This window comes from Gymnodinialimonas ceratoperidinii (assembly GCF_019297855.1).
Lineage (GTDB): Bacteria > Pseudomonadota > Alphaproteobacteria > Rhodobacterales > Rhodobacteraceae > Gymnodinialimonas > Gymnodinialimonas ceratoperidinii.
Genome location: NZ_CP079194.1, coordinates 717,756 through 743,230, shown reverse-complemented (window position 1 = coordinate 743,230; position 25,475 = coordinate 717,756). Strand labels below are relative to the sequence as shown.

The following is a 25,475-nucleotide window of genomic DNA, read 5'->3' as shown; positions in this document are numbered from 1 at the left end:
TAGGGGGCAATTGCTATAGCGCCACTTCCTGCAGATCCTTGCAAATCTAACCTAGAAAGGTGGTGACACCACATGCAGGTCAGTGTTCGCGACAACAATGTCGACCAAGCGCTCCGTGCCCTGAAGAAGAAACTTCAGCGCGAAGGCGTCTTTCGTGAGATGAAGCTCAAGCAACATTACGAAAAACCCTCGGAGAAACGCGCACGCGAGAAGGCGGAAGCAATCCGTCGTGCCCGCAAGCTGGCGCGCAAAAAGCTCCAGCGCGAAGGGATGCTCTAAGGAGCCCCGCGTCGGTCGCACATGCGAATCGTCAAGAATTGAAAAACCCCCGCGGCCACGCCGTCGGGGGTTTTTCTTTGTGCTGTGTGATGGAGCGTTGCGCGGATGCCGCGCTTACTGCCCGGCGAGTTGAGCTGCCAGAACCGCGTCGCTGGCATCATCCTCGTCGCCCGTGGTGCCGACGATGGTCGCCTCGCGCACACCGGGGATCTGGGCGAATTGTTCCATCGTGTTGGTCGGAAAGAACGTCGGCCGGATCGAGGTGAAGCCCGGCGTCTGGCTCAGGATCTCGGTGATCGAGCGCGAGCAATAGGCCTGCGATACCGCGCCGTAGCTCTGCACGGCCTGGCTCAATTGCTGTGCCACGGCGGGAGAGACCTCGACCGTCTGGGTCCGCACCTCGAAGACACCGTTCGACTGGAACGCGAGGTACATGTCCATGTAGGCGGGCGACATGCCGAACAGCACGTCATTGCGCTCCGGCACGCCGGGGTTGTGCCAGCTTCCGGCGGGATCGAAGAGCAGACGCTGCGCGCCGTCGATCAAGAGGCCCGAATGCGCGCCCGAGCCGTTGCGGGTGTTGATCGAGGTGATCAGCGTGACCGTGGAAGGTCCGGGAGCCACGTAGGTGGCGCGGGCCACGGCCTCGTCGGAGTCCCACACCGATTCTGCCGAACAGGCGGCAAGAACCAGCGCCAGTACGCCCGCCACGGCAAGACGCGCCGCGCGGATCATGACGCGAAGATCGCCAGGAAAATCAGGACGAGAATGCTGAAAATCGCCACGTTGGTGGACATTTTCATGAAGCCGGCGAATGCCTTCTCCTGCTCGGTGATGTCCATTTCGCCGTGCTTGTAGTCGTCGTGATCGGCCATGTTCGTGTCCTCGGGTCTGAGATGCTTGTCTGTGTTGCGCTCGAAATACCGCAGAACAAGGCGCGTGTCAGCCCCACTCGAACGTGTCTCAATGCCGCGATCACTGTGCCAGGCGGTAGGCCCAGGCCCCGTCTTCGCGCCGGCTTCGCGTCACCTGACCAAGCTGATGCAGATGGTTGAGGTGCGCGACCGCCTCCACCAGCGCCAGGCCATAGGTGCCGCCGTCGATCTTGCGCTTGAACAGGGCCGGGAAACATTCCGCCGCCGAACAGGGGCCTTGGGCGATATGGTCGCGCAATCGCGCCAAGGCTCCATGGTGATTGTCGATCAACTGCCGCATCCGGGCCGGCAGGCCGGTGAAGGGCACCTTGTGGCCGGGCAGCACCAGATGGCTTTCAAGCGCGAAGGGCTGCAGCGCCTCGCAGGCGGCCATCCAGTCGCCCAGGGGATCGGCATCGGGCTCGGTGGCATAGACGCCGATGTTGGGCGAGATCGTCGCCAGCAATTGGTCGCCGCCAATGACGAGATCCTCATCCCGGCTCCAGAACGTCGCGTGATCGGGCGCGTGGCCGTGGCCAAAGCGGATGTCCCACGTGCGCCCGCCCATCTCGATCGAGCCGCCCTCGTGCAGACGCGTGAACCCGAGCGGCATCGGATGGACGATATCGGCGAAGTTGAACGGCCGCTCGGCGCGACGCTCGGCCAGCACCTCGGGCGACATGCCGGCATCGATCCAGAACTGCACCTGTTCGTCGGTTGCGGCGGATTGTTCGTCCAGCGTCAGCATGCGCGCAAAGAGCCAGGCCGTGCGGGTCATGTAGAGCTCAACGCCCCGGCTCTGGAACCAGCCCGCAAGGCCCACGTGGTCGGGGTGGTGGTGGGTCACGATCAGCCGTTTCACCGGCGCCCCCGCAAGCGGGCCTTCGAAGATCTTCTCCCACAGCGCGATGGTGCGGCGCGAGTTCACGCCGGTGTCGATGATCGTCCAGCCGTCATCATCGCGCAGCGCGTAGACGTTCACGTGGTCCAGCGCCATCGGCAGCGGAACCCGCAGCCACAACACGCCTTCGGCCACTTCGACGGCCTCGCCGTCAGCGGGGATTTCCGGGAAAGGGGTTCGGATCGGATTGAAACAACCATCAGGCATTGCGTGCGTGTCCTTTGGATTGGCGTTCGTTGCCGCGCTTGTAATTACCCGTCAGTCGCGCAGCTTCGAGTTGAACGGCACCCTCGTCGCCCGCGGAGGCGAGGTCAAGGAAGGCGCGCGCCTTACGCCCGCGCAGGGTCGTGGCGCGCTTGCCGTGATGAAAGAGCGTCACGTCGCCGGCACTCCCGGCCTGCCACGTGAAGCCCCGGGCCGCCATGTGTCAGGCGGCCAGATCGTCGGCCGACAGATCGTAAAGCCCCTCGGCCCCGCAACGTGCCTGTGCCATCAGCCCCTGGGCCTCCGGCAAAAGCCGGGTCAGGTGATACTGCGCCAGCGCCTGCCGCGTCTTGTCGCCGCTTTCAGCCGCCTTGGCGTGGTAATGCGCGCCCAGAACCCGGGCAAAAGCCATCAGGTAGGGCACCGCGCCGCCGAAACGGTCGTTCGGCTCCAGCGTCAGAAGATGTTCGGTGGTGCGGCGCAGTTCCTGCGCCATGGCGCTCACGGTGTCATGTCCCGCCGCCTCGATCTCGTCGATGAGCGCGAAGGCCGCGGTGCCGCCGTCCATCAGCTTGCGCCCGACGAGGTCCATCGCCTGAATGCCGTTGGTGCCCTCGTAGATCGCCGTCACCCGCACGTCGCGGGCGAATTGGGCGGCGCCGGTCTCCTCGATCACGCCCATGCCGCCGTGGACCTGAATGCCCATGTTGGCCAGCTTGATGCCGGTCTCGGTGCCGTAGGTCTTGGCGATGGGCGTGAGGAGGGCGGCGCGGGCCTTCGCGGCGGCGTCACCGGTTTTCGCAAGGTCGAGCGAGACGGCAAGGTCCAGCGCCATCGCACGGGCGGCGAAGACCTCGGCCTTCATCTCGATCAGCATCCGGCGCACGTCCGCGTGGTCGAGGATCGTGCCGGTCCCGTTCTCCACCGGGCTGCGGCCCTGCTTGCGCTCCTGCGCGAATTCCAGTGCCTGCTGGTAGGCGGCCTCGGCAATGGAAAGCCCCTGCACGCCGACGCCAAGGCGGGCGTTGTTCATCATCGTGAACATCGCGGCCATGCCCTTGTTCTCTTCGCCGATCAGCCAGCCCTGCGCGCCGTCATACTGCATCACGCAGGTGGGCGAGCCGTGCAGGCCCAACTTGTGCTCTAGGCTGACCACGCTGAGGCTGTTGGCCACGCCGGGGTTGCCCTTCTCGTCGGGGATCTTCTTGGGCACGAGGAACAGGCTGATGCCCTTGGTGCCTTTCGGCGCATCGGGCAGGCGGGCGAGGACGAGGTGCACGATGTTCTCGGTCATGTCGTGATCGCCCCAGGAGATGTAGATCTTCTGTCCTGAGATCGCGTAGGTGCCGTCTTCGTTCGGCACCGCCTTGGTGGTCAGCGCGCCAACGTCCGAGCCAGCCTGCGGCTCGGTCAGGTTCATCGTGCCGCTCCATTCGCCGGTGTTCAGCTTCGGCAGGTAGAGGTCCTTGATTGCGTCCGAGGCGTGGTGCTCCAGCGCCTCGATCTGGCCTTGCGTCATCAGCGGGTTCAGTTCCAGCGAGAGGCAGGCGCTGCCGATCATCTCGTTCACCGCCGTCGTCACGGTCAGGGGCAGGCCCATGCCGCCATATTCCGGATCGCCGGAAATCGCGAGGAATCCGGCCTCGGCAATCGCCTTGTAGCCCTCCGCAAACCCCGGCGAAGTGCGCACGACGCCGTTCTCCAGCCGCGCGGGATGCAGATCGCCGGCCCGGTTCAGGGGCGCGATGACCTCCTCGCAGATGCGGCCCGCTTCCGTCAGGATCGCCTGCACGACATCGGTGGTGGCCTCCTCGAAGGTCGAGGCTGCCTGCACACGGTCAAATCCCACGATGTGATCGAGGCAGAAGGTGATATCGGAAACGGGGGCGCGATAGGTCATAATAGGGTCTCCCGGAGACGGGGCCATTTGCGCGCGGGCGTGTTTCGCGCTAGGGCCGGTATCGTGTTGAGGCCAATCATGAAGCCTCGGCAATTGGATCAGCAACTTCAACGTTACGTCACGAGATGCCACCCCTAAAAGTCGAAACGCTGCACGATAATGTCGCGGGCATCGCCCGTGCGGTAGCAATATTGCGTGACGGGGGGCTGTTGGCCCTGCCGACGGAAACGGTCTACGGCCTTGCCGCCGATGCGCGAAACAACACCGCCGTGGCGCGGATATTCGAAGCCAAGGGCCGTCCCACGTTCAATCCGCTGATCGTCCATGTGCTGTCGGTGGAGGCCGCGGCGGAACTCGTCGACTTCTCCGACACCGCCCGCACGCTGGCCGAGGCCTTCTGGCCGGGCCCGATGACGCTGGTGCTGCCATCACGGGGCAATGTGGCGGACCTGGTGTCAGGCGGGCTCGACACCTTGGCCGTGCGGGTGCCCGCGCATTCGCTCGCGCGCAAGGTTCTGGCGGAGTTTGGCGGACCGATTGCGGCGCCATCGGCCAACCCGTCCGGCCAGATCAGCCCGACGCTGGCGCAGCATGTTCTGGACGGGCTGGAGGGTCGGATCGACGCGGTGCTGGACGGCGGCGCCTGCGGTGTCGGCCTCGAATCCACGATCCTCGCGCCCGGCCCGGACGGGGTCCGGCTGCTGCGCGAAGGCGGCATCTCGCGCGAAGCGGTGGAAGCGCGCGTCGGGCCGGTCGTGGCGGATCTGACACCGGGCCGCGTCGAGGCACCGGGACAGATGGAGCGTCATTACGCCCCGCGCACCAAGGTCCTCCTTGGCGGCGACGCGCAGGCGGGTGAGGTGACGGTGGGCTTCGGCGCGACGCCGGGCGAGCTCTCGCTCTCGGAGGATGGCGACCTCGTGGACGCTGCCGCACGGCTCTTCGCGGTGCTCCATGGCGCGGATGCCCTCGCAACCTCGCGTGGGGCGCCGGCGATCCGGGTGGCAGCGGTGCCGGAGGTGGGCCTCGGGCGTGCGATCAACGACAGGCTGCGCCGCGCCGCAACCTAGGCGTGCCCGGCCTCGGATGATAGCATCAGCGGGTTGATCCCGAGGCTTTGCACCGCCGCGTCCCACTTCTTGTCCATCGCCAGATCGAACACCAGTTCCGGCGTGGCATCGGCGGTCAGCCAATCGTTGCGGGCGATCTCGGCCTCCAGCTGGCCTTCGCCCCACCCGGCATAGCCAAGCGCCAGAAGGGCGCGCATCGGGCCGCGTCCGCCGGCAATGTCTTCGAGGATATCGAGGGTGCCTGTCATCGCGAAACGGTGGTCGATGCGCAACGCCTCTTCCCCGCGCGGCGCGTAATCGGGGGAATGCAGCACGAAGCCCCGGCGCATCTCGACCGGGCCGCCGAACCCCACCGGCACGGTGGGCGCGGTGCCGCGGTTGGGGATGTCGAGCTGCTCCATCAACTCCTTGAAGGTGACCTCTTCCATCGGCTTGTTGATCATCAGGCCCATGGCCTGATCCGGCGAGTGCACGCAGAGCAGGATCACCCCGCCCGCGAACCTCGGGTCTTCCATTCCGGGCATCGCGATCAGCAATTTCCCGGTCAGATCGTGGGAGAGGTCTGGCATGGTCATGGCGTCAACATGGGCCTGTTGCGGGATTCAATCAATTGCCTTTCGAGACGCGGGCTTCGCGCGAACGTGACTTTTCATTTCAGCCACGACTTCATACCTCCGTTCCATGACCTTTCTCGCCCGCCTGTTCTGTGCCGCAACCCTCGGGTTGATGTCCGCGCTGCCCGTCTCCGCCCAATATGTCTCGGCCGAGGATGTGGTCGACGTGAGCCTGATGCCCGGCTACCGGCTCGACGGTTCCCGGCACATGGCCGCGATCCGCATTCGGCTGGCGCCCGGCTGGAAGACCTATTGGCGCGCGCCGGGCGATGGCGGCGTGCCGACGGTCCTGCGCCTGACCCGCGCCGAGGGCGTCACCGGCATGGCGATCCATTGGCCGCGTCCGCAGGTATTCTACAGCAACGGCTTGCGCGCCATCGGCTACGAAGGCGACGTGATCCTGCCGCTGGAATTCGCCCTCGACACGGCCGGCGTGGCGCGGGTGTCCGGGCGGCTGGATCTTGGTGTCTGCCAGGATGTCTGCATGCCGATTACGGTCGACCTTGGCGGTGTCCTTCCGGTCGAGACGACGCGCGACGGCGCCATTGCGGCAGCGCTATCGGATCGGCCGTACACTGCGGCCGAGGCCGGTGCGGGCGCCGTGACCTGCGCCATCGAGCCGATCGCCGATGGCTTGCGCGTCACCGTACGTGCGCAGGTGCCGGACACCGGGCGGAACGAGGCGCTTGTCGTCGAGCATCGTGACCCGATGATCTGGGTTTCGGAGGCAGCGACCGAGCGCCAGGGCGGCTGGCTCATCGGTGTAGCCGACGTGGTGCCGGCCGACCACGGCCCCTTCGCGATGAACCGGGGCGATCTGCGCATCACGGTGATCGGCAGCCGCATGGCTGTCGAGTTGAACCGTTGCACCGGCTGAAGCCCGAGTGGTTTTGAGGGGCCAGCCCCTCAAGCTCCCCGCCGTATTTATGAAAAGATGAAGGGTCAGGCCGGGTTTTGCGGCGGTTGCGTGCGGCGTGCTGACTTGGCGATGAGCCCGGCGCCGAGGCCTGCGAGGCAGAGGGCCGCGGTGGCGAGTGCGAAGGCCACGAAGGCCATGGGCGCGCTTGTGCCAAGGGCCGCGAAGGGGCCCCACATGGTGCCGGTGAGGATGAAGGCGCCGAGCGTCGCGGCGAAGATCGCGAGGGTGGCAAGCGTCAGCGCGGCGATGCCCGCGGTGAAGGCCGGGCTGAGGGAGCGGGCCTTGAGCGCGCGCCGGTAGCCGCGCATCTGCTGGCCGAAGTCCTGACCGATGGCCAGAAGCGCGGGCACGACGAGCAGCACGATGACCATGCCGAAGCCCAGGCCGTAGACCAGCGTAATCACCGTGGGTTTGAGGAATTGCGCGTCCTGCGAGCCCTCCCAGAGCAGGGGCATCAGGCCCAGAACCGTGGTGAGGGTGGTCAGAAGCACCGGGCGCAGGCGGTCGCAGGCGCCATCGACGATCGCCGGGAAGAGGCCGCGGTTCTCGGCGTATTCATCGACCGTCGTGACCAGCACGATGGAATCGTTGATGATGATGCCGGTCATGCCGATCAGGCCCACGACGGTGAACATGCTCAGCGGCACGTCCCATGCGACGTGGCCGAAGATCGTGCCGACGAGGCCGAAGGGGATGATCGCCATCACCACCAGCGGCCGCGCCCAGGAGGCGAAGATCCACGCCAGCACGAGGTAGATCCCGATCAAGCAGAGGATGAAGCCGGTGGCGGCGTCGGTGAGGAAAGCCTCCTCCTGCTCGGCAAGGCCCGAGAGCCGTGTCGCCACGCCGAAGCTCTCCTCGATCTGCGGGATGATCACCTCCTGCAGTTCGGACATGATCGCCTCGGCGCGGGCGGGATCGTCGTCGGACAGATCCCCCGTGACCGAGATCAGCCGCACGCCGTTTTCGCGCTGGATGGTGGAGAAGCCCTGGCGCGAGTCGACCGTCACGATGTCGGCCAGCGGCACGTATTGTCCGCTGCCCGCCCGGAGCAGGGTGCGATCGAGGAAATCGGCGGTAAGCTCACCCTCCGGCAGTTCCACCCGGATCGACGCCGTGCGCGGGCCGTCGGGATAGGTGGCGGCCTCGATGCCGCCCAGTCGGTTGCGCAGCGTGGTGCCGAGATCGGCGATCTGGAAGCCGAGCGCTTCGCCCTGCGGGGTGAGTTGCAGCGAGAGCTCCTCACGGTCGTAGGCCATGGAATCCTCCAGGCCCGAGACCTCGGGGAACCCTGCGAGCGCGGCCTGCAGCGCCTCCGAGGCGGCTTTCAGGACGTCGGAGGTGCCGCCGAAGATCTGCACGTCGATGGCATCGCCGCCGGGGCCGCTGCGTCCGCCCCGGAATGCCAGCGTCTCGGTGAGCGGCAATTGGCGGACCTCGTCCTGCATGGCGCTGGCGAAGGCAAAGCTGGAATAGGGGCGCAGATCGGCCGAAATCAGCTCGATCGACAGCGCGCCCAAGAGATCGGCGCTCTTGTTCTCGGTGCCGCTCAATCCGCGGCCGGAGTTGCCACCGACCTCGGCCAGCACATAGGCCAGCGGGTTCACACCGTGCTCGGCCTCGAAGGCGGCGCCTACGGCCTCGGCGGCGCGCTGCATTTCCTGCATCTGCTCGATGCTGTCGTCGCGCGTCGCCCCGTCGAGCATGGCGAAGTTGGCGGTGACGCCGCCGGTCTCGGGCGCGCTGAAGAAGCGGAAGATCACGTCGCCGCGGATGTATTGCGCGGTTTGCGTGGACAGCAGCACGATGATGAAGGCGATCACCGGGTAGCGGGCCCAGACCACGAAGCGCATCAGCGGGCGGAAGAGCCTGAGGTTCACCCAGTCGAAGCCAGCATTCACCACGCGCGAGGGCCAGTCGTACCAATGGGTCTTGGCAGAATGCGCCAGCGCGTGGGCCATGTGGTTGGGCAGGATCAGGAAACATTCCACGAGGCTCGCCAGCAGGACCACGACGACGGTGAAGGGAATATCCGCGATCAGGTTGCCGAACCGGCCGCCGATGGCGACAAGGCCGGTGAAGGCCAGCACCGTTGTCAGCGTGGCGGAGAAGACCGGCGCGGCCATGCGACGGGCGGCGTTTTCGGCGGCGACCACAGGCGGCTCCCCCAAGTGGCGCGCGCGAAAATCGGCGTGCTCGCCCACGACGATGGCGTCATCCACCACGATGCCGAGCGTGATGATCAACGCGAAAAGCGAGATCATGTTGATGGTGATTCCTGCCACGAACATCAACGCGATGGCCGCCGTCATCGCCACCGGGATGCCCATCGCCACCCAGAAGGCCGTGCGCGCGTTCAGGAACAGGAAAAGAAGCGCCACGACGAGCCCGAGCCCCAACAGGGCGTTGTCGAGCAGGATGTTAAGCCGCCCCGAGATCGCCTCGGCGCGCGTGTTGATCAGGTCGATCTGGGTGCCCGCGGGCAGCGTGGCTTGCAACTCGGCCACGACCTCTTCAACAGACGCCTGAATGGCCAGCGCGTCGCCCGCCTCCGAGCGCTGCACGCGGATCACGATGGCGGGGTCTTCGCCGACGAAATAGGCGCGTTCGCGGTCGACACCGTTGACCTCGATCCGGGCCACGTCGCCCACGGCAAGGGCCGAGCCATCATCATCTATGCGCAGGGTGAGGTCCGCGATCTGGTCGGCCGAGCGCGCCTCGCTGCCGGTGCGGATGCGGGCGTTGGCCGCGTCCACGTCGCCCGCGGGCGCCGTATCGGCGGCATCGGCGATGACGCTTGCGATCTCGGCCATGGAGATGTCGTAGCGGATCAGGTTGACCGACGGCACGATCACCATGGTTTCCGGCGCGGCGATGCCTCGGATCGAGGTATTGGTGACACCGACCTCGAACAGCCGCGTGACCAGTTCGTCGGCAAAGCGCCCGATCTGCTCGGTGGCGACGGGCCCGGTGATCACCACGTCGGTGACGCTGTCAAACCAGTTGCCGCGCCGCACGGAGCCCTCCTCCGCGTCGTCGGGCAGATCGGTGACACTGTCCAGTGCCTGCTGCACCTCGTCGGCCGCGCGGGACATGTCCCAGCCGGGCTCGAACTCCAACGACAGCGTGGCGCGTCCTTCCTGCGAGCGCGCCTCGGAGCTCGTCACACCGGGGACGAGCAGCAAGGCCGGCTCCAGCACCGAGACGATGCCGGTGTCCACGTCCTCGGCGCCGGCGCCGTCCCATGACATCACGACGCTGATCTCGTCACTCACCACGTCCGGGAAGAACTGCGCGCGCATCTGTGGCAGCGCCGCGAGGCCTGCGACGACCATCATCACGAGGATCAGGTTCGCCGCGGTCCCGTGGCGCGTGAAGTAGCTGAGCAGGCCACCGGCGGAGGGGGGAAGATCGCGCATCCTAGCTGCCCATCCGCGCTTCGAGGCGGTTCACAATGCGCAGCGGCACTTCCTCTTCGTTGAGTTGTTGCAACATGCGGGTGCGGGCGTCATCGGGGATGAGCCCATCGGTCTCCACATAGGTGATCAACCGCGCCCGGCGTTCAGGATCGAGGGCGATCGTGTCAGACACCTCGGGCGCATCCTCGGCACCGGGTCGGATCGGGTTCACCCGGATGCCCTCGCCCAGCACGGGCGTCCGGACCAGCACCACGTCGCGGCCCTCGAACCGGGTCGCAGTCTGCCCGGCGGGGCGCGCATTGCCCGGCGCGTCTCCATCGGATCGGCCCGCCCCTCTGCGGCCCGCGGCATCGCCCGCGCCAGCGCCTTCACCGTCGCCCGCGCGCGGCGCGGATGCTGTAGGCCGCACCAGAACCTCGTCGCCCTGACGGCTGAGCAGGGCGACCTCCACGGCCTCGAGCACGTTGTCCTCGCCCAAAAGCAGGATTTCTCCGTCCGAGCCAAGTGCCGCGGCAGGCAGGCGCGCCACATCGGACAGCGTCGGCTCATCCACCTCGACGCGGACGAAATCGCCCACCCGCAAGCCGCGGGCGTTGTCGATCCTCGCGAAGAGCAGCCGGCCCGATTGCCCCTCTTCCACCGCGCCGCTTTCGCGGGTCAGCGTCGCATCCGCCGTCATATCGAGACCGAAGACATCAAGGATCACCCGCACCGGGCGCTCCGGCAGGTTGCCGTCTGCGTCCAGCAAGCGAATGTATTGCGCGGTCGAAATGCGGAAGGCGACCTCCAACGCGTCGGCATCGATGAGCGAGGCGAGGCGTTCGTTCCGGCTCACCAGGCGGCCAGCGGCGGCATCCACATCGGTCAACACGCCACTGAAGGCCGCGCGAAGCTCGGTCTCCGCCAGGCGACGCTCGGCCTCCGCCAGGGCAATCTGGCGACGCGACAGCGCCGTGCCCGCATTGTCCACCCGCGCCTCGGCAACCGCCAACGCGCGGCGCTGCGACAAGATCGCCTGGGCCGCCGTCGCCTCCGCCAACTCTGCCGTCTCCACGGCAGCGGTCGAGCCGACGCCCCGTTCCAGCAAGTCGCGGGCGCGCTCCAGCGCGCGGCTGCGGATCTCGGCTTGGTTGCGCGCGGCAGTGACCTCTTCCTCGGCCAGTTCCAGCGCGCGCGTCGCTTCGGCCAATTCGTTCTCGGCGTCCTGCAGATCGGCGGCGGCCGTGTCCCGCGCCGATTGCGCCTCGGCCGGATCGATGCGCGCCAGAAGCTGCCCGGATGTCACCGCGCCGCCATCCTCGAAGCCTTCCGCCAATTCCACGACAGTGCCTTCCGCCGGCGCGCGCAATTCCAACGTCCGCCGCGAGCGGATCTCGCCGAAGGCTGTCAGCACCGGAGTTTCATCCCCGAAGGTCAGCGGCGCCACCTCTGCCGCGAAGACCCGCTCGCGCGTGGGCGGCACGCGCCCCTCGTCCGCCCAACGGGCCTGCAAGGCGCCGTAGGTGATGCTGCCCGCCAATGCGAAGAGCCCCACGGTACAGGCCGTGAGGAAAAGGCCGATCAAGGCGCGTCCGAGAAACCGCATGGAGTCTCCTTGAGTTGTAAAATCGTCTCGTTATCCCAGAGCGCCGAGAGGGCTCTGACAAGGGTACACGCAGCGGCGGGTCACTTCCGTCGCTTATGTTCGTCCAATCGAGGCATTATTTCCACAAAGTTGCAGGGGCGGTGGCGATAATCCAGTTGTTTCACGAGAATTTCATCCCAGGCATCCTTGCACGCACCCCCGCTGCCCGGCAGCGCGAAAAGGTAGGTGCCATTCGAGACGCCGCCCGTGGCGCGGCTCTGGACGGCCGAGGTGCCGATCTTTGCCATGGAAACATGGGTGAAGACGGTGCCGAAGGCCTCGATCTCCTTCTCGTAGACGTCGCGGTGCGCCTCGACGCTCACATCGCGCCCGGTCAGGCCGGTGCCGCCCGTAGTCAGGATCACGTCGATCTCGGGGTCCGCGCACCACGCCCGCAACTGCCCGGCAATCGCCTCCCTGTCGTCGCGCAGAATATGCCGCGCCGCAAGCCGGTGCCCGGCCTCTTCCAGCCGCTGTACCAGAATGTCGCCCGAGGTATCCTCGGCCAGACTGCGCGTATCGCTCACCGCCAGCACGGCGATGCGGCAGGGGATGAATTCACGGGAGAGGTCAAGCTTGCTCATCGGCACTCCAGAAGCTTTGCGGCGAACAGATCGCGCCCGGGCGCACGGCCGCGGCTCACGCGAGCCGTGCCTTGATCGCCAGAAGGTCGGCCCAGGCCTCGCGCTTGGCCTCGGGGTTGCGCAACAGATGCGCGGGATGACACATCGGCATCGCCTCACGGCCGCCCACCGCTTCCCAGGTGCCGCGCATCCGCTTGATCCCCTGCCGTCCCAACAGGCCCGCGCAGGGGTGATTGCCCATCAGCACCACGATGTCGGGATCGACAAGATCGATGTGGCGCAACAGGAAAGGCGCCATCATCGCCAGCTCATCGGGCCGCGGGTCGCGGTTCTGCGGCGGCCGCCAGGGCAGCACGTTGGTCAGGTAGAGCCCCGCCGCCCCCTCCGCCGCGCGATCCAGACCGATGGCTGCAAACATCCGGTCCAGCATCTGCCCGACCGGCCCCACGAAGGGCGTCCCCGCGCGATCCTCGTCACGGTCCGGCGCCTCGCCCACCACCATCACCCGCGCCGAGGGCGCGCCATCGGCGAAGACGAGGTTCCGCGCGCCGCGCTTCAACTGGCAATGATCGAACAGCGCCATGGCCTCGCGCAGAGCCTTGAGCGTCTCGGCGCTTCCGGCCAGTTGCCGCGCAATCGCCACGGCGTCGATCTCCGGCGCAGCAGGGCGGAGCGGCGCAGGCGTACTCGGCGCGCTCGACGCCCCGCGCCCCGGCTGCCCGACGGGCTTCGCCGGCTCGGGCTTGGGCATCTTCACCGGGTTCGGCAACGAAAACCTGTCGAGAGGCGCATCCAGCATCGCCTCGTCCGCACCAAGCTCCACCTGCCACTCCAACGCGGCAAGCGTGTCCCAATAGCTCCAGCCATCCATGCTTTGCTGATCCAACATGACGGCAAGGTATGCGGCTTTGGCGGCGGCGGAAAGACCCTGCGCACCCGCCGCTGCGACCTTATGCGAACAAACCCACCGCCAGCGGAGGCCGCGCCACGCTCCCCTTCATCTTGGCCAATACAACTCAACCCCCCGCCCTGCCCCAGACGCGCCCCCAAAAGAGGCACGAAACGAAACAGCCCCCACCCTACCCTTTTAGACAGGGCGCAGGCGCAACTTGCCGCATCGTCACGCCGCCACGCGGCATCTGCGCGCTTGCCTGTGTCCCGCGTCCCTGCCATCCCGACGGGATGACGACTGCCCGCATCCTCACTGTCTCCGCCTTTTATCCACGCGAAGCCGACACGGTATTTGCCGAGGCGATCAACATCCCCGGAATGATCGACGCCACCCGCGGCCTTGCAACCTACGAGGGCCTGCCCGACGGCGCCTTCGAGGAGGGCCAGAGCTACCAGACCTACGTCACCGTCTGGGGCTGGATGCACAACCCGCGCTACCAGATCCACGTCGAACGCCTGAACCCCGCCACCCGCGAGATGCAGTCCCGCGAACAGGGTCGCGCGATCCGGCAGTGGGACCACACGCTATCGGTCACACCGACGGCGGGCGGCGCCATCTGGCAGGATCGGATCATCGTCGATAGCGGGTTTCTGACCGGCTACATGGTGCGCGTCGGACGCCACATGTACAAGTACCGCCACCGGATGCGGGATGCGTCGCGCATCACCGCGACGATCGACAAACCCTGACGCTTTACGCCCCGGCCCGTGCGCCCCTATAAGCGGGAAACCACGAGGGCCCGGCGCCATGTCGGCCCCTCAAGTCCCAAGGACGCGAAGGCACGGCATGAACGCCTATCACAAGCAACATCTTCTCGGCATCGAAGACCTGTCGCAGATGGAAATCACCGCCCTGCTGGACCGCGCCGACGTCCATGCCGAGGCCGAGCGTGGCGCCCGTGACCATGGCAGCCCGCTCAAGGGTCTCACCCAGATCAACATGTTCTTCGAGAACTCGACCCGCACCCAGGCGAGCTTCGAGATCGCGGGCAAACGGCTCGGGGCCGACGTGATGAACATGGCGATGCAGACCTCCTCGGTGAAGAAGGGCGAGACGCTGATCGACACGGCGCTGACCCTCAACGCCATGCACCCCGACCTTTTGGTCGTGCGCCACCCCCATTCCGGTGCGGTGAAGCTTCTGGCCGACAAGGTGAACTGCGCCGTACTGAACGCGGGCGACGGACGGCACGAGCATCCGACGCAGGCGCTGCTCGACGCGCTGACGATCCGCCGCGCCAAGGGCCGGCTGCACCGGCTCAACATCGCGATCTGCGGCGACATCGCCCACAGCCGCGTGGCGCGCTCGAACACCATGCTTCTGGGCAAGATGGAAAACCGCATCCGCCTGATCGGTCCGCCCACCCTGATGCCCTCGGGCGTCCGCGACTGGGGGGTCGAGGTCTACGACGACATGGAGACCGGGCTTGAGGGCTGCGACGTCGTGATGATGCTCCGCCTGCAGAAGGAACGCATGGACGGGGCCTTCATCCCGTCCGAGCGCGAATATTACCACCGCTTCGGCCTGGACGCGGCAAAACTTGCCGTGGCGAAAGATGACGCCATCATTATGCACCCAGGCCCGATGAACCGTGGCGTGGAAATCGACGGCCTTCTGGCCGACGACATCAACCGCTCGGTGATCCAGGAGCAGGTCGAAATGGGCGTTGCCGTCCGCATGGCCGCGATGGAGATCCTGGCCGAAAACCTGCGCGAACGGAGGGCTGCCGCATGACCCATCTACATATCTTCGCTTTGAACGAGAGCATCGACCTCTCCCACACTCACCTGACCCGCCAGAAGGGCGAGGCCGTGGTGCTGCCACCGCTGTCCGACTGGCTCGGCGTCGAGAGCATCGACACCGACGAGATCGAGCTGTTTCCCGTCAGCGATCTGGGCGACATGACGCTCAGCGATTACATCCAGCTGGCCTTTACCCCGGAGGCGCCGATCCCCGCCGCCACCGCCGCCCGCCTCAACACGCTCGACGGCGGGGTCCTGATGGTGCCGGACAATGCCATGACAGGCACCCCCGCGCCCGGCCCGCAGGCGACGGAAATTGCCAGCATCGCCCTCGCCCGCGCCGATCACGACGCGGAACTGCCCAAGGCCCGCGTCACGCCGATGCCGACCCCCGCGCCGGAACCCCAACGCGAGAAAAGCCCCCCCATCGCCTTGATCGCGCTGATCGCCATGGCGGTCATCGCGGCGATCATCGTGTTTGTCGGCTGGTCCTGATGCGCGACCGCTGCTCCTCTTTCGTCTGAACGGAACCCCTCGCCCATGACGCACGCCCTGCTGACCAATGCCCGCCTGATCGATCCCGAGGCGGGCACCGAGACCCTTGGCTGGCTCCGCATCGAGGACGGCACCATCGTCGAGAGGGGCGACGGCGACCGTGAGGGGGGCGTTGATTGCGGCGGGCGTTGCCTCGCGCCGGGGATCGTCGACGTGGGCGTGAAAGTGGGCGAGCCGGGCGAGCGTCACAAGGAAAGCTTCCGCACCGCGGGCCTTGCCGCCGCCGCGGGCGGGGTCACCACGATGGTCACCCGCCCCGACACCACGACCCCGATCGACACGCCCGAGGTGCTCGATTTCGTCACCCGCCGGGGCCGCGATCATTCCGTGGTCCGCGTCGCCCCGATGGCCGCGCTGACCCGGGGCCGCGACGGCCGCGAGATGGTCGAGATCGGCTTTCTGCGCGACGCCGGAGCCGTGGCCTTCTCCGACGGCGACGCGGTGACCGTGAACACCAAGGTCCTGTCGCGCTGCATGACCTACGCGCGCTCGCTCGGCGCCCTGATCGTGGGTCACCCGCAAGAGCCGATGCTCAGCGAAGGGGCCGCCGTGACCTCGGGCAAATTCGCCTCCCTGCGCGGTCTGCCCGCCGTCTCTCCGATGGCCGAGCGGATGGGGCTGGAACGGGATCTGGCTCTGGTCGAGATGACCGGCGTGGCCTACCATGCCGACCAGATATCCGCCGCCGTGTCACTGCCCGCGCTGCAACGCGCCAAGCAGCATCTGGACGTGACGGCCGGGGTCTCGATCCATCACCTGACGCTGAATGAATTCGACGTCGCCGACTATCGCACCTTCTTCAAGCTCAAGCCACCGCTCCGCGCCGAGGATGATCGACAGGCGATGGTCGAGGCGGTGCGCGACGGCACCATCGACATCATCTGTTCGATGCACACGCCCCAGGACGAGGAAAGCAAGCGCCTGCCCTTTGAAGTGGCAGCCTCGGGCGCCGTGGGGCTGGAGACGCTTCTGCCCGCCGCGATGCGCCTTGTGCACGCGGGCCAATTGACCCTGCCGGAGCTGTTTCGCGCCCTGTCCTTCAACCCCGCGCGCCGGTTTGGCCAGTCGTCGGGACGCCTCTCGGAAGGGGCGCCGGCCGACCTGGTGCTTTTCGATCCGGACATGCCGTTCCAGCTGGACCGCACGACCCTGCAGTCGAAATCCAAGAACACGCCCTTTGACGCGGCGCGGATGCAGGGCCGGGTGCTGCGCACCTGGGTCGGCGGTGAAACTGTATTCGAGGCAAGCCGATGATCCCTGCAATCGAGACCTCTCTGCCCCTGCTCGGCCTGACCGCACTTCTTGCCTATCTTCTGGGTTCGGTGCCCTTCGGCCTCGTCATGGCGCGGCTTTTCGGACTGGGCGATTTGCGCCGCGTGGGGTCGGGCAACATCGGCGCGACGAATGTGCTGCGCACCGGCAACAAGCCGGCCGCGTTCCTGACGCTGGTGCTCGACGCCGGCAAGGGCGCCATCGCCGTGCTGGTGGCCCGTGCGGCGTTTGGGGAAGATGCCGCGCAACTCGCTGGTTTCGCGGCCTTTCTGGGCCATTGCTTCCCGGTGTTCCTGGGCTTCAAGGGCGGCAAGGGCGTGGCGACGTTCCTCGGCACGCTGCTGGCGCTGGCCTGGCCCATCGGGCTGGCGGCATGCGCCACCTGGGCCGTGACGGCGGCGCTGTTTCGGATCTCGTCGCTGGCTGCACTGGTGGCAGCCGCGCTCAGCCCGGTGATGGCGTGGCTTCTGGGTGTTCCCACCGCGATCGTCTTCTGCGCCGCCCTCGCCTCGCTGATATTCATCCGCCACCACGCCAACATCGCGCGGCTCGCGCGGGGCGAGGAACCGCGGATCGGCAAGAAGACCTGAGCCTACGGGTTTCCCTACCCCGCTGCTAATTTCGTTGATTTTGCAAAGACCTCACGCAAAAGTGTCGGCGAACGAGGGCTGCGGTGTCTTTTTGCGCTGAATGACCGTCCTCGTCGCTGACGATAAGTACGGACCCTGAAAGGACACCAAATGGATTTTATGACTGCTGTTAAGCACGTCTTGGCTAATTACGCGAACTTCTCCGGCCGCGCCCGGCGCTCGGAATTCTGGTGGTGGGCCTTGTTCGCCCTGATCGTCAGCGTCGTAGCGCAGATCCTCGACGGCGTGATCGGCATGCCGATTTTCTACATCATCACGACCCTCGGCCTGCTGATCCCCAACATCGCCGTTGCCGTGCGCCGGATGCACGATCTCAACAAGTCCGGTTGGTGGATCCTGATCGTTCTGATCCCGCTGGTGGGCATCATCCTTTACATCTACTGGTTCGTGCAGCGTGGCACGGTCGGCGCCAACGATTACGGCCCCGATCCCTACGACACGCCTGTCACGGTCTGAGTTTCCCAGACCCCGAACTTGCACGCCACGGCCCGCCCTTCCCGGCGGGCCGATTGCATTTGATGAGAATTCTCCGAAGATTGCCCGGTGGCTGCCCTATCCTTGGCACAATTCGGAGCCAATTCTTGACCCGTCACAGATATCCTCAAGAGGGCTATGGGTATGGGATTCGCAAGGGCAGTCGGTCGTGGGTACGTGAACATGCTGCATTTCTCCGGGCGCGCGCGCCGGTCGGAGTTCTGGTGGTTCGCGCTCTGGACCGTGCTTGCGAATTTCGCTTTCGGAGCCGCGGCGGGCTACTACGCCTTCTCCAACCCCGAGATCATGGCCGAGTTTCAGCAGGCCAAGACCTTCGGCGCGCCTGATGCCGCCATGGTCGAACAACTGCGCTACTACACCGGCTATTATGTGGCGGCGCAATTGATCCTGTTCTGGCTTCCCGGGCTGGCCGTCACGATCCGGCGGCTGCACGATACTGACCGCTCGGGGGCGTGGTATTTCATCCAGCTTGTTCCCTTGATCGGCGCGATCTGGTTTCTCGTGCTGATGTGCTTGCCCGGCACCTATGGCAACAATCGCTTCGGCGACGACAGCGCCCCGGACCGCAAGGTTCCGACGCCCTCGCACCCTGCCTTCGCGGGTGAGTTGAAGGGCAAGGCCCGAGCCGAGGCCGAAAGCGCGCGCCGGGCCGAGGCCAAGGAATACTACCGCCGCCACGTCCTGCCGTCGATCCAGCGCGCCTGAGCCTGCGCGGCGGGGACGCGCGCCTTGATGCACGTCGGCGTTCGGTGCAGGCTGCGGGATCCCTCCGGGGGGAGTTGTATTGGCCAAGATGAAGGGGGAGCCGCGCGCGGGGTGATCAGTAGGAATATTCCGCGTAGATCCGGGAGAGGTCGCCGGCCCATTCGCCGGAGTATTTCTCCAGCAGCTCATCGGCTGGCACCTGCCCGGTTTCCACCGAGTCCTTCAGCGCGTTGAGGAAGTGGGTCTCGTCCGGGACAAGCCCACCGGCGCCCGCCATGGCGCGTGCGGCGAGGCCGGCCTCGGAGATCGCCAGCGCTTCGCGGGCGAGGTCGTGGATCTTGTAGCCGCCCGCCGTGCCTGCCAGTCCGTGGACCGAGGCCTCCACCCGCATGGCGTCGCGGGTCTCGACGTCGAAGCCCTTGCAGAGGTCCCAGGCGGCATCGAGCGCCGTCTGGTCGTACATCAGCCCGACCCAGAAGGCGGGCAGCGCGCAGAGCCGGCGCCAGGGGCCGCCGTCGGCGCCGCGCATCTCGATGAACTTCTTCAGGCGCGCCTCGGGGAACAGGGTGGTGAGGTGATCGGCCCAATCGCTCAGCGTCGGCTTTTCGCCGGGGAGCGCGGGCAGCTCGCCCTTGAGGAAATCGCGGAAGGACTGGCCCAGGGCGTCGATATAATTGCCGTCGCGGTAGACGAAGTACATCGGCACGTCGAGCGCGTATTCCACCCAGGCCTCGAAGCCGAAGCCCTCGTCGAAGATGAAGGGAACGGTGCCGGTGCGGTCCGCGTCGAGGTCGCGCCAGACCCGCGAGCGCCACGACTTGTGGCCGTTGGGATTGCCGTCGAGGAACGGTGAATTCGCGAAAAGCGCCGTGGCGAGCGGTTGCAGGGCGACGGCGACGCGCATCTTCTGCACCATGTCCGCCTCCGAGCCGAAGTCGAGGTTCACCTGCACCGTGCAGGTGCGTCGCATCATGGTGCGGCCCATGGTGCCGACCTTCTGCATGTAGCCGTCCATCAGCTTGTAGCGGCCCTTGGGCATCAGCGGCATGTCCTCGTGGCGCCAGATCGGCGCGGCGCCGAGGCCGATGAAATCGACGCCGATCAGGTCCGCCACCTCGCGCACCTGGCGCAGGTGATCGTTCACCTCGTCACAGGTCTGGTGCACGTTCTCGAGCGGCGCGCCGGAGAGCTCGAGCTGTCCGCCGGGTTCCAGCGACACGTTAGCCCCGTCCTTTTCCAGCCCGATGATATGCTCCCCTTCCATGACCGGCGCCCAGTTGAAGCGGTCGCGCAGCCCCTCCAGCACGGCCTTGACCGAGCGTTCGCCCTCGTAGGGGATCGGCTTTTGCGTGTCGCGGCAGTAGCCGAATTTCTCGTGCTCGGTCCCGATGCGCCACTCCGACTTCGGCTTGCAGCCATCCGCCAGGTATTCTGCCAACTGGCTGTAATGCTCGATGGGGCCGCCGCCGGATTGAGGGATCGACATGGGGTGTCTCCTGAGATGCCGCCCCCCGTGGGGCGTTGTTGGTCAGGCCTCGCCCGTGGCGCTTACCGTGTCAAGGCTACGCGCGAAGCGGAAGCGCCCGGCCGCGCCCATAAACGCTGCGAGCCCCCTGTGCGGCTCTGCACAGAGGCGATGACCTTGTCGAGGTTCAGCCCCGGCAGCGCCGCGAAGGCATCGAACAGCGCATCGGCGCCGGCCGCGTCCACCGGGATCACCAGAAGCTGCGTCGCATCGGCCAGAACCCAGGCTGTGGCCCCATCGCGGCTGCGGCGTACCGACAGCACGTTGAGAGCGTCGAGCGCCATGGCCCCGCCGGTCTCGGGCCCCATGAACAGGATGCGCCCCTCGTCGATCTGCACCACGCCGGGCCCGTCGCCGCCGTTGAAGAACCGCGCCCGGCGCACCGCGGGCACCATCACCACGGCGCCGAGGCCGATCAGCACATAGCCGAAGCCGGTCACGATCATGCCGGCGGGCTTGGCCGCGATCCACACCCCTAGGGCGATGATGGCCGCCGCGACCAGCACCTCGCGCCAACGGGTGACGGCGGCAATGGCCTCGGGGCGGAAAAAACCGCTCATTGGGAAACCCCCTCGTAAGGTGCCTGAAGGCTCTCGTATGTCATGGCCGCGAAGTCATGGATCATCGTGGGAGCGTCCCATCCGGACGCCGATTTTGGCAAGAACCAAAGCGCGCCCTTCGCGGCATATTGCAGGCCACCGTGCCAAGGCTCGGCCCATTCCCACGCGGCGCAATCAACCGCCTCATCGCCATGGGCCAGCGTGTAGACATGGTCGAGGATCGGCGCGGCGGAGCGGTAGCCGTGCGCGAACCGCAAGCCAAGCCGCCAGCCGTCCGCCAATTCCTTGCCGAGCCGCACGTCATAGCCCGTGCCGCCCTCGATCTGCCAGCCGCGCGCCGCCATCATCGCGGCGAACAACCCGCCCATGTGGAAGCCGTCCGTGGCCGACGGATAGGCATCGCTTGGCGCGACCCTCAGCCCGTCGGGCAGGTCCTTGGCCACTTCCATGCCGTTGAAGAAGACGGCGCCGTCCTCGGTGAATGCGCCGCCGCCGAACCAGGTGTCGTTCTTGGGATAATAGGCCAGGGCGCGCAGCCAGGGCGCGCGGCTGAGGGCAGTCCAGCTGCGACCGCCGCGTCGGGCATGGATGATCATGTGCTGTCCGTCCGGCGACAGGTCCGAGCGGTGCTCGTAGATCCGCGCCTTGAGCCATTGGCCAAGCGTCACGCGGCCCTCGGCCCGGTCCCAGAGGCAAGCCGCCACCTGCATCGTCGGCCCGCGTCGCAGCACCAGCGCGCGGTCGCATCGGGTGGCCGGGATCACGTGCAGCCGGGGCGGCGGTGCCGCCGTCACTTCCAGTCTCCCTGGTGCTCTTGCCACAGGGTCAAAGCCGCGACCGCCGCCGTATCGGCGCGCAGGATGCGCGGCCCGAGAGAGATCACATGGACAAACGGCAACGCCCGCAACCGCGCCCGCTCGGCCTCCGAGAAGCCGCCCTCCGGCCCGATCAGGATCGCCGCGGGTGCCGGAGCGCGCGACAGGGGCGCGCTTGTCGCTGGCTCATCCGAGGCCGCATCCGCAGACGTTGCCGCGTCCGCCGCCGTTGTCTCGTCCGCGAAGACCAGCACCCGGCTCTCGTCCCACCCATCGAGCACCTCCGCCAGGGACCTGATCTCGGAAACCGGAGGCACATAGGTACCGCCGCATTGCTCGGCCGCCTCCATGGCGTGGGCCTGCAGCTTGTCCTGACGGATGCGGTCGGAGTTGGTGTAATCCGTGCGCACCGGCAGGATGCGCGCCGCGCCCAGTTCGGCGGCCTTCTCGACGATGAAATCCGTGCGCGCCTTCTTGATCGGCGCGAACAGCAGCCAGAGGTCCGGCGGCATCCGTTGCGGGGCGCTCTGCCCGGTGCAAAGCAGCACGCCGCCGCGCTTGCCCTTGGCCGCCACCTCCGCCCGCCATTCGCCGTCGGTCCCGTTGAACAGAGCCACTTTAGCCCCGACACCAAGGCGCATCACGTTGAACAGGTAATTGGCGTGGTCCCGCGACACGGGAACGCTTTGCGCCTCCCCCAAGGGGTGATCTACATAGAGGCGAATTTTGGGGCGGTTTTTCATGGGACGGAACGTATGAGCGTGCAACGCGATGGACAAGACACTCCGACCGATCCCGATGGGAAAGTCGCGGATGCGGTCTCGGGCAATTGGGTCGACCGGATCGCGCCGCCCGCGACCCGCCCCTACCTGCGCCTGAGCCGCGCAGACAGGCCCATCGGCACATGGCTCCTGCTGCTGCCCTGCTGGTGGGGCCTGATGCTGGCGCTGGCGAGCGCGCCTTCGACGGCCACGTGGTTCGACGTGTGGATCTTCGGCGGCTGCGCCATCGGCGCGTTCCTGATGCGCGGGGCGGGCTGCACATGGAACGACATCACCGACCGTGACCTCGACGGCGCGGTCTCGCGTACCGCCTCGCGGCCGATCCCCTCGGGGCAGGTCTCGGTTCGGGGCGCGCTGATCTGGATGGTGGTCCAGGCGCTGGTGTCGCTCCTGATCCTGCTGACGTTCAACTGGACCGCGATCGCGCTTGGTGTGGCCTCCTGCGCGCTGGTGGCGATCTACCCCTTTGCCAAGCGCTTCACGTGGTGGCCGCAGATCTTCCTCGGGCTCGCCTTCAACTGGGGCGCGCTTCTGGCCTGGGCCGCCCATACCGGCAGCCTGTCGCTTGCGCCCGTGCTCCTCTATCTCGGCGGCATTTCCTGGACGCTGTTCTACGACACGATCTACGCCCATCAGGACCGCGAGGATGACGCGCTGATCGGCATCAAGTCCACGGCGCGGCTGTTTGGCGAGAACACCAAGGCATGGCTGCGGCTGTTCCTCGTGCTGACGATCTGCCTGATCGGCATGGCCGTCATCGTGGCGGTCATCCCAAGCGACGACACGCTGGCGCTGGTCATCGCGCTGGCCGGGGTCTGGGCCATGGGCTGGCACCTGTGGTGGCAGCTCGTGCAGTTGGACATTCACGATGGCGCTACCTGCCTGCGCCTTTTCAGATCGAACCGGAATGCAGGGCTGATCCCTGTGCTGTTTTTCGCCGTCGCCGCACTCGTCTGATTGAAAGCGCGCGCCGGACGGGGTACTGCGGTGCACGTTCAGGACCCGAGCAGGGATTTCGCGTCGCACCGCCCATGTCAGACAATCACCGCATATCCGCATTGGTCGGTCCCGCCTCCTTCGTCCTGGCGGCCGGCCTTGCCGTCGTCACCGCGATCTTCGGGGCCTTCACGATCGAGAAACGCTCGACCGAGGACATCCGCTTCTCGCTGCAGTCCGACGGCATCGACTGGGTCGAGGTCTCGGCCAATGGCCTGCAGGTCTTCCTCGACGGCACCGCCCCGGACGAGGCCACGCGCTTCCGCGCCGAAACCCGTGCCAGCGCGATCATCGACGCCGACCGCGTCATCAACCGCCTGGAAGTGGCCGCCATCGAAACCGCCGCCCCGCCGCGCTTCTCTCTCGACATGCTGCGCAACGGCGACGGCATCCAGCTGATCGGCCTGATCCCCGGCCCCGCCGGCGACGAGGCCTTTGCCGTGGCCGAGGCGATTGCCGATATCGCGGGCTCGGCCGAGGTCGTGAACATGGTCGAGACCGCCGACATCGCCGCGCCCGACACATGGGACGCCGCGCTCGCCTTCGGCCTGCGCGCGCTGGAGGCCCTGCCCCGCTCCAAGGTCACCGTGCTGGCCGACCGGGTCGAGGTCGAGGCCGTCGGCGAAACCCGCGAACAACGCGCCGAGTTCATCGCCCGCCTGCAACAGGACCAGCCCGCCGGCGTCGAGATCGTCCTCGACATCTCCGCCCCGCGCCCGGTGATCACCCCCTTCACCCTGCGCTTCGTGCGCAATGACGGCGGCGCCCGCTTCGAGACCTGCACCGCCGACACCGCCGAGGCCCGCGACCGTATCGTCGCCGCCGGCCGCGCCGCCGGTGCCACCGGGGCGGTGCCCTGCACCATCGGTCTCGGTGTGCCCTCCCCCTCATGGGGAGAGGCCGTGGCCACCTCGCTTGCCGCGCTGGTCGAGCTGGGCGAGGGCAGCGTGACCCTCTCCGACGCCGACGTGACCCTGATCGCAGCCCAGGGCACCTCGCAGGACCTCTTCGACACGGTCGTGGGCGAGCTCGACGCCGCTCTGCCCGATGTCTTCTCCCTGCAAGCCGTCCTGCCCGAGCCTGAAACTGAGGAAAGCGCTGGCCCCGTCCGCTTCAGCGCCACCTTCTCCGAGGACGAAGGCGCGCGCCTGCGCGGCCGCCTGCCCGAGGGCCGCATCGGCGATTCCGTGCAAGCCTTCGCCACCGCCACCTTCGGCGCCGATCGCCTCAACATGGCCACCCGTCAGGTCGGCGACCTGCCCCAGGGCTGGTCCGTGCGCGTCATGGCAGGCCTCACCGCCCTCGCGGAACTAGAAGACGGCACGCTGACGGTGGAGCCCGATCTCCTGCGCCTCGCCGGGCGGACCGGCGACGACGAAATGATTTCCCGCCTGACCCGGCAACTCTCCGAAGATCTCGGGCCCGGCGCGAATTTTCAGATGGATGTCAGCTACGACGAAACGCTGGACCCCGTCGCCTCGCAACCGACGCCCGAGCAATGCGAAGCCCGCATCCGTGAGATCCAGGACGAGACCAAGATCACCTTCGACCCCGGCTCGACCGAGATCAACACCACCGCCGGCGAGGTGCTCGACCAGATCGCCGAGGTCCTGCCCGATTGCCTCCATGTCCGCATGGAGATCGGCGGTCACACCGATGCCCAGGGCGGCGAGACGATGAACCTCAACCTCAGCCAGGCCCGCGCCAACGCGGTCCTGAACGGCCTTCTGGCGCGCGGCGTCCTGGTGTCGAACCTGACGGCACAAGGCTATGGTGAAAGCCAGCCGATCGCGGATAACGATACCGAGGAAGGCCGCGAACAGAACCGCCGGATCGACTTCCGCCTGCTGGCCAGCGCCGAAGTGGCCGACGGCGCCGCTGATGCCGATGACCAGCCCCGCACCCGCGGGGGCGTGCCGTCGCAAGGCGCGATTGCCGACTGGCCCTTCGACGTGCAACCCCGGCCCCGGCCCGAGGCCCCCGATGCCAACTAGACAG

Annotated in this window: 26 protein-coding genes; 12 read left to right on the top strand and 14 right to left on the bottom strand. The window is 67.1% G+C overall.

Features of this window, described 5'->3' with window-relative positions:
* The first annotated feature begins 72 nt into the window (after window positions 1-72).
* Window positions 73-279: a 30S ribosomal protein S21 gene (rpsU, locus tag KYE46_RS03640; protein WP_011457005.1), complete on the top strand. Its 207-nt coding sequence runs from the start codon at window positions 73-75 to the stop codon at window positions 277-279.
* Window positions 280-393: 114 nt separating this feature from the next.
* On the opposite strand, the gene KYE46_RS03635 is transcribed toward rpsU, so the two are convergent.
* From KYE46_RS03635 to KYE46_RS03615, 5 genes are all read right to left on the bottom strand, one after another.
* Window positions 394-1,014 (bottom strand): hypothetical protein, encoded by a 621-nt coding sequence (locus tag KYE46_RS03635; protein WP_219003523.1) that lies wholly within the window; start codon window positions 1,012-1,014, stop codon window positions 394-396.
* Window positions 1,011-1,154: an aa3-type cytochrome c oxidase subunit IV gene (locus KYE46_RS03630; RefSeq protein WP_219003521.1), complete on the bottom strand. Its 144-nt coding sequence runs from the start codon at window positions 1,152-1,154 to the stop codon at window positions 1,011-1,013. Before KYE46_RS03630 ends, KYE46_RS03635 begins: the two co-directional genes overlap by 4 nt.
* A gap of 100 nt (window positions 1,155-1,254) precedes the next feature.
* Window positions 1,255-2,301 (bottom strand): MBL fold metallo-hydrolase, encoded by a 1,047-nt coding sequence (locus KYE46_RS03625; protein ID WP_219003519.1) that lies wholly within the window; start codon window positions 2,299-2,301, stop codon window positions 1,255-1,257.
* Window positions 2,294-2,473, bottom strand: a complete 180-nt coding sequence (locus tag KYE46_RS03620) for a hypothetical protein (protein WP_219003517.1) — start codon at window positions 2,471-2,473, stop codon at window positions 2,294-2,296. Before KYE46_RS03620 ends, KYE46_RS03625 begins: the two co-directional genes overlap by 8 nt.
* 48 nt (window positions 2,474-2,521) lie before the next feature.
* Window positions 2,522-4,198, bottom strand: a complete 1,677-nt coding sequence (locus KYE46_RS03615) for an acyl-CoA dehydrogenase family protein (protein WP_219003515.1) — start codon at window positions 4,196-4,198, stop codon at window positions 2,522-2,524.
* Between the two features lie 125 nt (window positions 4,199-4,323).
* On the opposite strand from KYE46_RS03615, the gene KYE46_RS03610 reads away from it, so the two are divergent.
* Window positions 4,324-5,268, top strand: a complete 945-nt coding sequence (locus tag KYE46_RS03610) for an L-threonylcarbamoyladenylate synthase (protein WP_219003513.1) — start codon at window positions 4,324-4,326, stop codon at window positions 5,266-5,268.
* Here KYE46_RS03610 and KYE46_RS03605 read toward each other — a convergent pair.
* Complete coding sequence (locus tag KYE46_RS03605; protein WP_219003512.1) at window positions 5,265-5,843, bottom strand: YqgE/AlgH family protein; 579 nt, start codon at window positions 5,841-5,843, stop codon at window positions 5,265-5,267. The genes KYE46_RS03610 and KYE46_RS03605 overlap by 4 nt on opposite strands.
* A gap of 106 nt (window positions 5,844-5,949) precedes the next feature.
* Here KYE46_RS03605 and KYE46_RS03600 point away from each other — a divergent pair, with 106 nt between their 5' ends.
* Window positions 5,950-6,759, top strand: a complete 810-nt coding sequence (locus KYE46_RS03600; protein ID WP_219003511.1) for a protein-disulfide reductase DsbD domain-containing protein — start codon at window positions 5,950-5,952, stop codon at window positions 6,757-6,759.
* 65 nt (window positions 6,760-6,824) lie between these two features.
* Here the strand turns inward: KYE46_RS03600 and KYE46_RS03595 are convergent, their stop codons facing one another.
* The 4 genes from KYE46_RS03595 to KYE46_RS03580 form a co-directional block, all read right to left on the bottom strand.
* Window positions 6,825-10,220 carry an efflux RND transporter permease subunit gene (locus KYE46_RS03595; protein WP_219003510.1) on the bottom strand — a complete coding sequence of 1,132 codons (3,396 nt, stop codon included), beginning with the start codon at window positions 10,218-10,220 and terminating at the stop codon, window positions 6,825-6,827.
* A 1-nt stretch (window position 10,221) separates the two neighbouring features.
* Entirely contained in the window at window positions 10,222-11,805 is a 1,584-nt protein-coding gene (locus KYE46_RS03590; RefSeq protein ID WP_247716902.1) for an efflux RND transporter periplasmic adaptor subunit, read from the bottom strand.
* 80 nt (window positions 11,806-11,885) lie between these two features.
* Window positions 11,886-12,428, bottom strand: a complete 543-nt coding sequence (moaB, locus tag KYE46_RS03585; RefSeq protein ID WP_219003509.1) for a molybdenum cofactor biosynthesis protein B — start codon at window positions 12,426-12,428, stop codon at window positions 11,886-11,888.
* 55 nt (window positions 12,429-12,483) lie between these two features.
* On the bottom strand, window positions 12,484-13,299 hold the full coding sequence (locus tag KYE46_RS03580; protein ID WP_219004995.1) for a uracil-DNA glycosylase: 816 nt from the start codon (window positions 13,297-13,299) through the stop codon (window positions 12,484-12,486).
* A 311-nt stretch (window positions 13,300-13,610) separates the two neighbouring features.
* Between KYE46_RS03580 and KYE46_RS03575 the strand changes: the two genes are divergently transcribed.
* The 7 genes from KYE46_RS03575 to KYE46_RS03545 all read left to right on the top strand — a co-directional run bounded on the left by KYE46_RS03575 (window position 13,611) and on the right by KYE46_RS03545 (window position 18,799).
* On the top strand, window positions 13,611-14,069 hold the full coding sequence (locus KYE46_RS03575; RefSeq protein ID WP_219003508.1) for a hypothetical protein: 459 nt from the start codon (window positions 13,611-13,613) through the stop codon (window positions 14,067-14,069).
* A 97-nt stretch (window positions 14,070-14,166) separates the two neighbouring features.
* Entirely contained in the window at window positions 14,167-15,114 is a 948-nt protein-coding gene (locus KYE46_RS03570) for an aspartate carbamoyltransferase catalytic subunit (protein ID WP_219003507.1), read from the top strand.
* Window positions 15,111-15,617 carry a hypothetical protein gene (locus KYE46_RS03565; protein ID WP_219003506.1) on the top strand — a complete coding sequence of 169 codons (507 nt, stop codon included), beginning with the start codon at window positions 15,111-15,113 and terminating at the stop codon, window positions 15,615-15,617. Before KYE46_RS03570 ends, KYE46_RS03565 begins: the two co-directional genes overlap by 4 nt.
* A 45-nt stretch (window positions 15,618-15,662) precedes the next feature.
* Complete coding sequence (gene pyrC, locus KYE46_RS03560) at window positions 15,663-16,931, top strand: dihydroorotase (RefSeq protein ID WP_219003504.1); 1,269 nt, start codon at window positions 15,663-15,665, stop codon at window positions 16,929-16,931.
* Complete coding sequence (gene plsY, locus KYE46_RS03555) at window positions 16,931-17,539, top strand: glycerol-3-phosphate 1-O-acyltransferase PlsY (protein ID WP_219004994.1); 609 nt, start codon at window positions 16,931-16,933, stop codon at window positions 17,537-17,539. Before pyrC ends, plsY begins: the two co-directional genes overlap by 1 nt.
* 159 nt (window positions 17,540-17,698) lie before the next feature.
* Window positions 17,699-18,055 carry a DUF805 domain-containing protein gene (locus KYE46_RS03550; RefSeq protein ID WP_247716901.1) on the top strand — a complete coding sequence of 119 codons (357 nt, stop codon included), beginning with the start codon at window positions 17,699-17,701 and terminating at the stop codon, window positions 18,053-18,055.
* 201 nt (window positions 18,056-18,256) lie between these two features.
* Window positions 18,257-18,799 carry a DUF805 domain-containing protein gene (locus KYE46_RS03545; protein WP_219003499.1) on the top strand — a complete coding sequence of 181 codons (543 nt, stop codon included), beginning with the start codon at window positions 18,257-18,259 and terminating at the stop codon, window positions 18,797-18,799.
* Window positions 18,800-18,914: 115 nt separating this feature from the next.
* Here KYE46_RS03545 and KYE46_RS03540 read toward each other — a convergent pair whose 3' ends face one another.
* The 4 genes from KYE46_RS03540 to KYE46_RS03525 form a co-directional block, all read right to left on the bottom strand.
* The gene (locus KYE46_RS03540) at window positions 18,915-20,285 is read right to left on the bottom strand and encodes a glutamate--cysteine ligase (RefSeq protein ID WP_219003497.1); all 1,371 of its coding nucleotides are present in this window, start codon (window positions 20,283-20,285) and stop codon (window positions 18,915-18,917) included.
* Window positions 20,286-20,347: 62 nt separating this feature from the next.
* On the bottom strand, window positions 20,348-20,884 hold the full coding sequence (locus KYE46_RS03535) for a hypothetical protein (RefSeq protein ID WP_219003495.1): 537 nt from the start codon (window positions 20,882-20,884) through the stop codon (window positions 20,348-20,350).
* Complete coding sequence (locus KYE46_RS03530) at window positions 20,881-21,678, bottom strand: hypothetical protein (protein ID WP_219003493.1); 798 nt, start codon at window positions 21,676-21,678, stop codon at window positions 20,881-20,883. Before KYE46_RS03530 ends, KYE46_RS03535 begins: the two co-directional genes overlap by 4 nt.
* On the bottom strand, window positions 21,675-22,442 hold the full coding sequence (locus KYE46_RS03525; protein WP_219003491.1) for a 16S rRNA (uracil(1498)-N(3))-methyltransferase: 768 nt from the start codon (window positions 22,440-22,442) through the stop codon (window positions 21,675-21,677). The genes KYE46_RS03530 and KYE46_RS03525 overlap by 4 nt, the downstream gene beginning before the upstream one ends.
* A 12-nt stretch (window positions 22,443-22,454) precedes the next feature.
* Here KYE46_RS03525 and ubiA point away from each other — a divergent pair, with 12 nt between their 5' ends.
* Both ubiA and KYE46_RS03515 read left to right on the top strand, forming a co-directional pair.
* Window positions 22,455-23,438 (top strand): 4-hydroxybenzoate octaprenyltransferase, encoded by a 984-nt coding sequence (gene ubiA / locus KYE46_RS03520; RefSeq protein WP_219003489.1) that lies wholly within the window; start codon window positions 22,455-22,457, stop codon window positions 23,436-23,438.
* Between the two features lie 74 nt (window positions 23,439-23,512).
* Entirely contained in the window at window positions 23,513-25,471 is a 1,959-nt protein-coding gene (locus KYE46_RS03515) for an OmpA family protein (protein WP_219003488.1), read from the top strand.
* The last annotated feature ends 4 nt before the right edge of the window (window positions 25,472-25,475 follow it).

What these genes read in the sequence shown, in the direction of transcription:
- KYE46_RS03540 (WP_219003497.1), bottom strand. Translation starts at nt 20,285, where the DNA reads ATGTCGATCCCTCAATCCGGCGGCGGCCCCATCGAGCATTACAGCCAG.
- rpsU (WP_011457005.1), top strand. Translation starts at nt 73, where the DNA reads ATGCAGGTCAGTGTTCGCGACAACAATGTCGACCAAGCGCTCCGTGCC.
- pyrC (WP_219003504.1), top strand. Translation starts at nt 15,663, where the DNA reads ATGACGCACGCCCTGCTGACCAATGCCCGCCTGATCGATCCCGAGGCG.
- KYE46_RS03610 (WP_219003513.1), top strand. Translation starts at nt 4,324, where the DNA reads ATGCCACCCCTAAAAGTCGAAACGCTGCACGATAATGTCGCGGGCATC.
- KYE46_RS03580 (WP_219004995.1), bottom strand. Translation starts at nt 13,299, where the DNA reads ATGGATGGCTGGAGCTATTGGGACACGCTTGCCGCGTTGGAGTGGCAG.
- KYE46_RS03525 (WP_219003491.1), bottom strand. Translation starts at nt 22,442, where the DNA reads ATGAAAAACCGCCCCAAAATTCGCCTCTATGTAGATCACCCCTTGGGG.
- KYE46_RS03575 (WP_219003508.1), top strand. Translation starts at nt 13,611, where the DNA reads ATGACGACTGCCCGCATCCTCACTGTCTCCGCCTTTTATCCACGCGAA.
- KYE46_RS03565 (WP_219003506.1), top strand. Translation starts at nt 15,111, where the DNA reads ATGACCCATCTACATATCTTCGCTTTGAACGAGAGCATCGACCTCTCC.
- KYE46_RS03595 (WP_219003510.1), bottom strand. Translation starts at nt 10,220, where the DNA reads ATGCGCGATCTTCCCCCCTCCGCCGGTGGCCTGCTCAGCTACTTCACG.
- ubiA (WP_219003489.1), top strand. Translation starts at nt 22,455, where the DNA reads ATGAGCGTGCAACGCGATGGACAAGACACTCCGACCGATCCCGATGGG.
- KYE46_RS03635 (WP_219003523.1), bottom strand. Translation starts at nt 1,014, where the DNA reads ATGATCCGCGCGGCGCGTCTTGCCGTGGCGGGCGTACTGGCGCTGGTT.
- KYE46_RS03545 (WP_219003499.1), top strand. Translation starts at nt 18,257, where the DNA reads ATGCTGCATTTCTCCGGGCGCGCGCGCCGGTCGGAGTTCTGGTGGTTC.
- KYE46_RS03625 (WP_219003519.1), bottom strand. Translation starts at nt 2,301, where the DNA reads ATGCCTGATGGTTGTTTCAATCCGATCCGAACCCCTTTCCCGGAAATC.
- KYE46_RS03515 (WP_219003488.1), top strand. Translation starts at nt 23,513, where the DNA reads ATGTCAGACAATCACCGCATATCCGCATTGGTCGGTCCCGCCTCCTTC.
- KYE46_RS03600 (WP_219003511.1), top strand. Translation starts at nt 5,950, where the DNA reads ATGACCTTTCTCGCCCGCCTGTTCTGTGCCGCAACCCTCGGGTTGATG.
- KYE46_RS03570 (WP_219003507.1), top strand. Translation starts at nt 14,167, where the DNA reads ATGAACGCCTATCACAAGCAACATCTTCTCGGCATCGAAGACCTGTCG.
- KYE46_RS03605 (WP_219003512.1), bottom strand. Translation starts at nt 5,843, where the DNA reads ATGACCATGCCAGACCTCTCCCACGATCTGACCGGGAAATTGCTGATC.
- KYE46_RS03615 (WP_219003515.1), bottom strand. Translation starts at nt 4,198, where the DNA reads ATGACCTATCGCGCCCCCGTTTCCGATATCACCTTCTGCCTCGATCAC.
- KYE46_RS03550 (WP_247716901.1), top strand. Translation starts at nt 17,699, where the DNA reads ATGACTGCTGTTAAGCACGTCTTGGCTAATTACGCGAACTTCTCCGGC.
- moaB (WP_219003509.1), bottom strand. Translation starts at nt 12,428, where the DNA reads ATGAGCAAGCTTGACCTCTCCCGTGAATTCATCCCCTGCCGCATCGCC.
- KYE46_RS03630 (WP_219003521.1), bottom strand. Translation starts at nt 1,154, where the DNA reads ATGGCCGATCACGACGACTACAAGCACGGCGAAATGGACATCACCGAG.
- KYE46_RS03535 (WP_219003495.1), bottom strand. Translation starts at nt 20,884, where the DNA reads ATGAGCGGTTTTTTCCGCCCCGAGGCCATTGCCGCCGTCACCCGTTGG.
- KYE46_RS03590 (WP_247716902.1), bottom strand. Translation starts at nt 11,805, where the DNA reads ATGCGGTTTCTCGGACGCGCCTTGATCGGCCTTTTCCTCACGGCCTGT.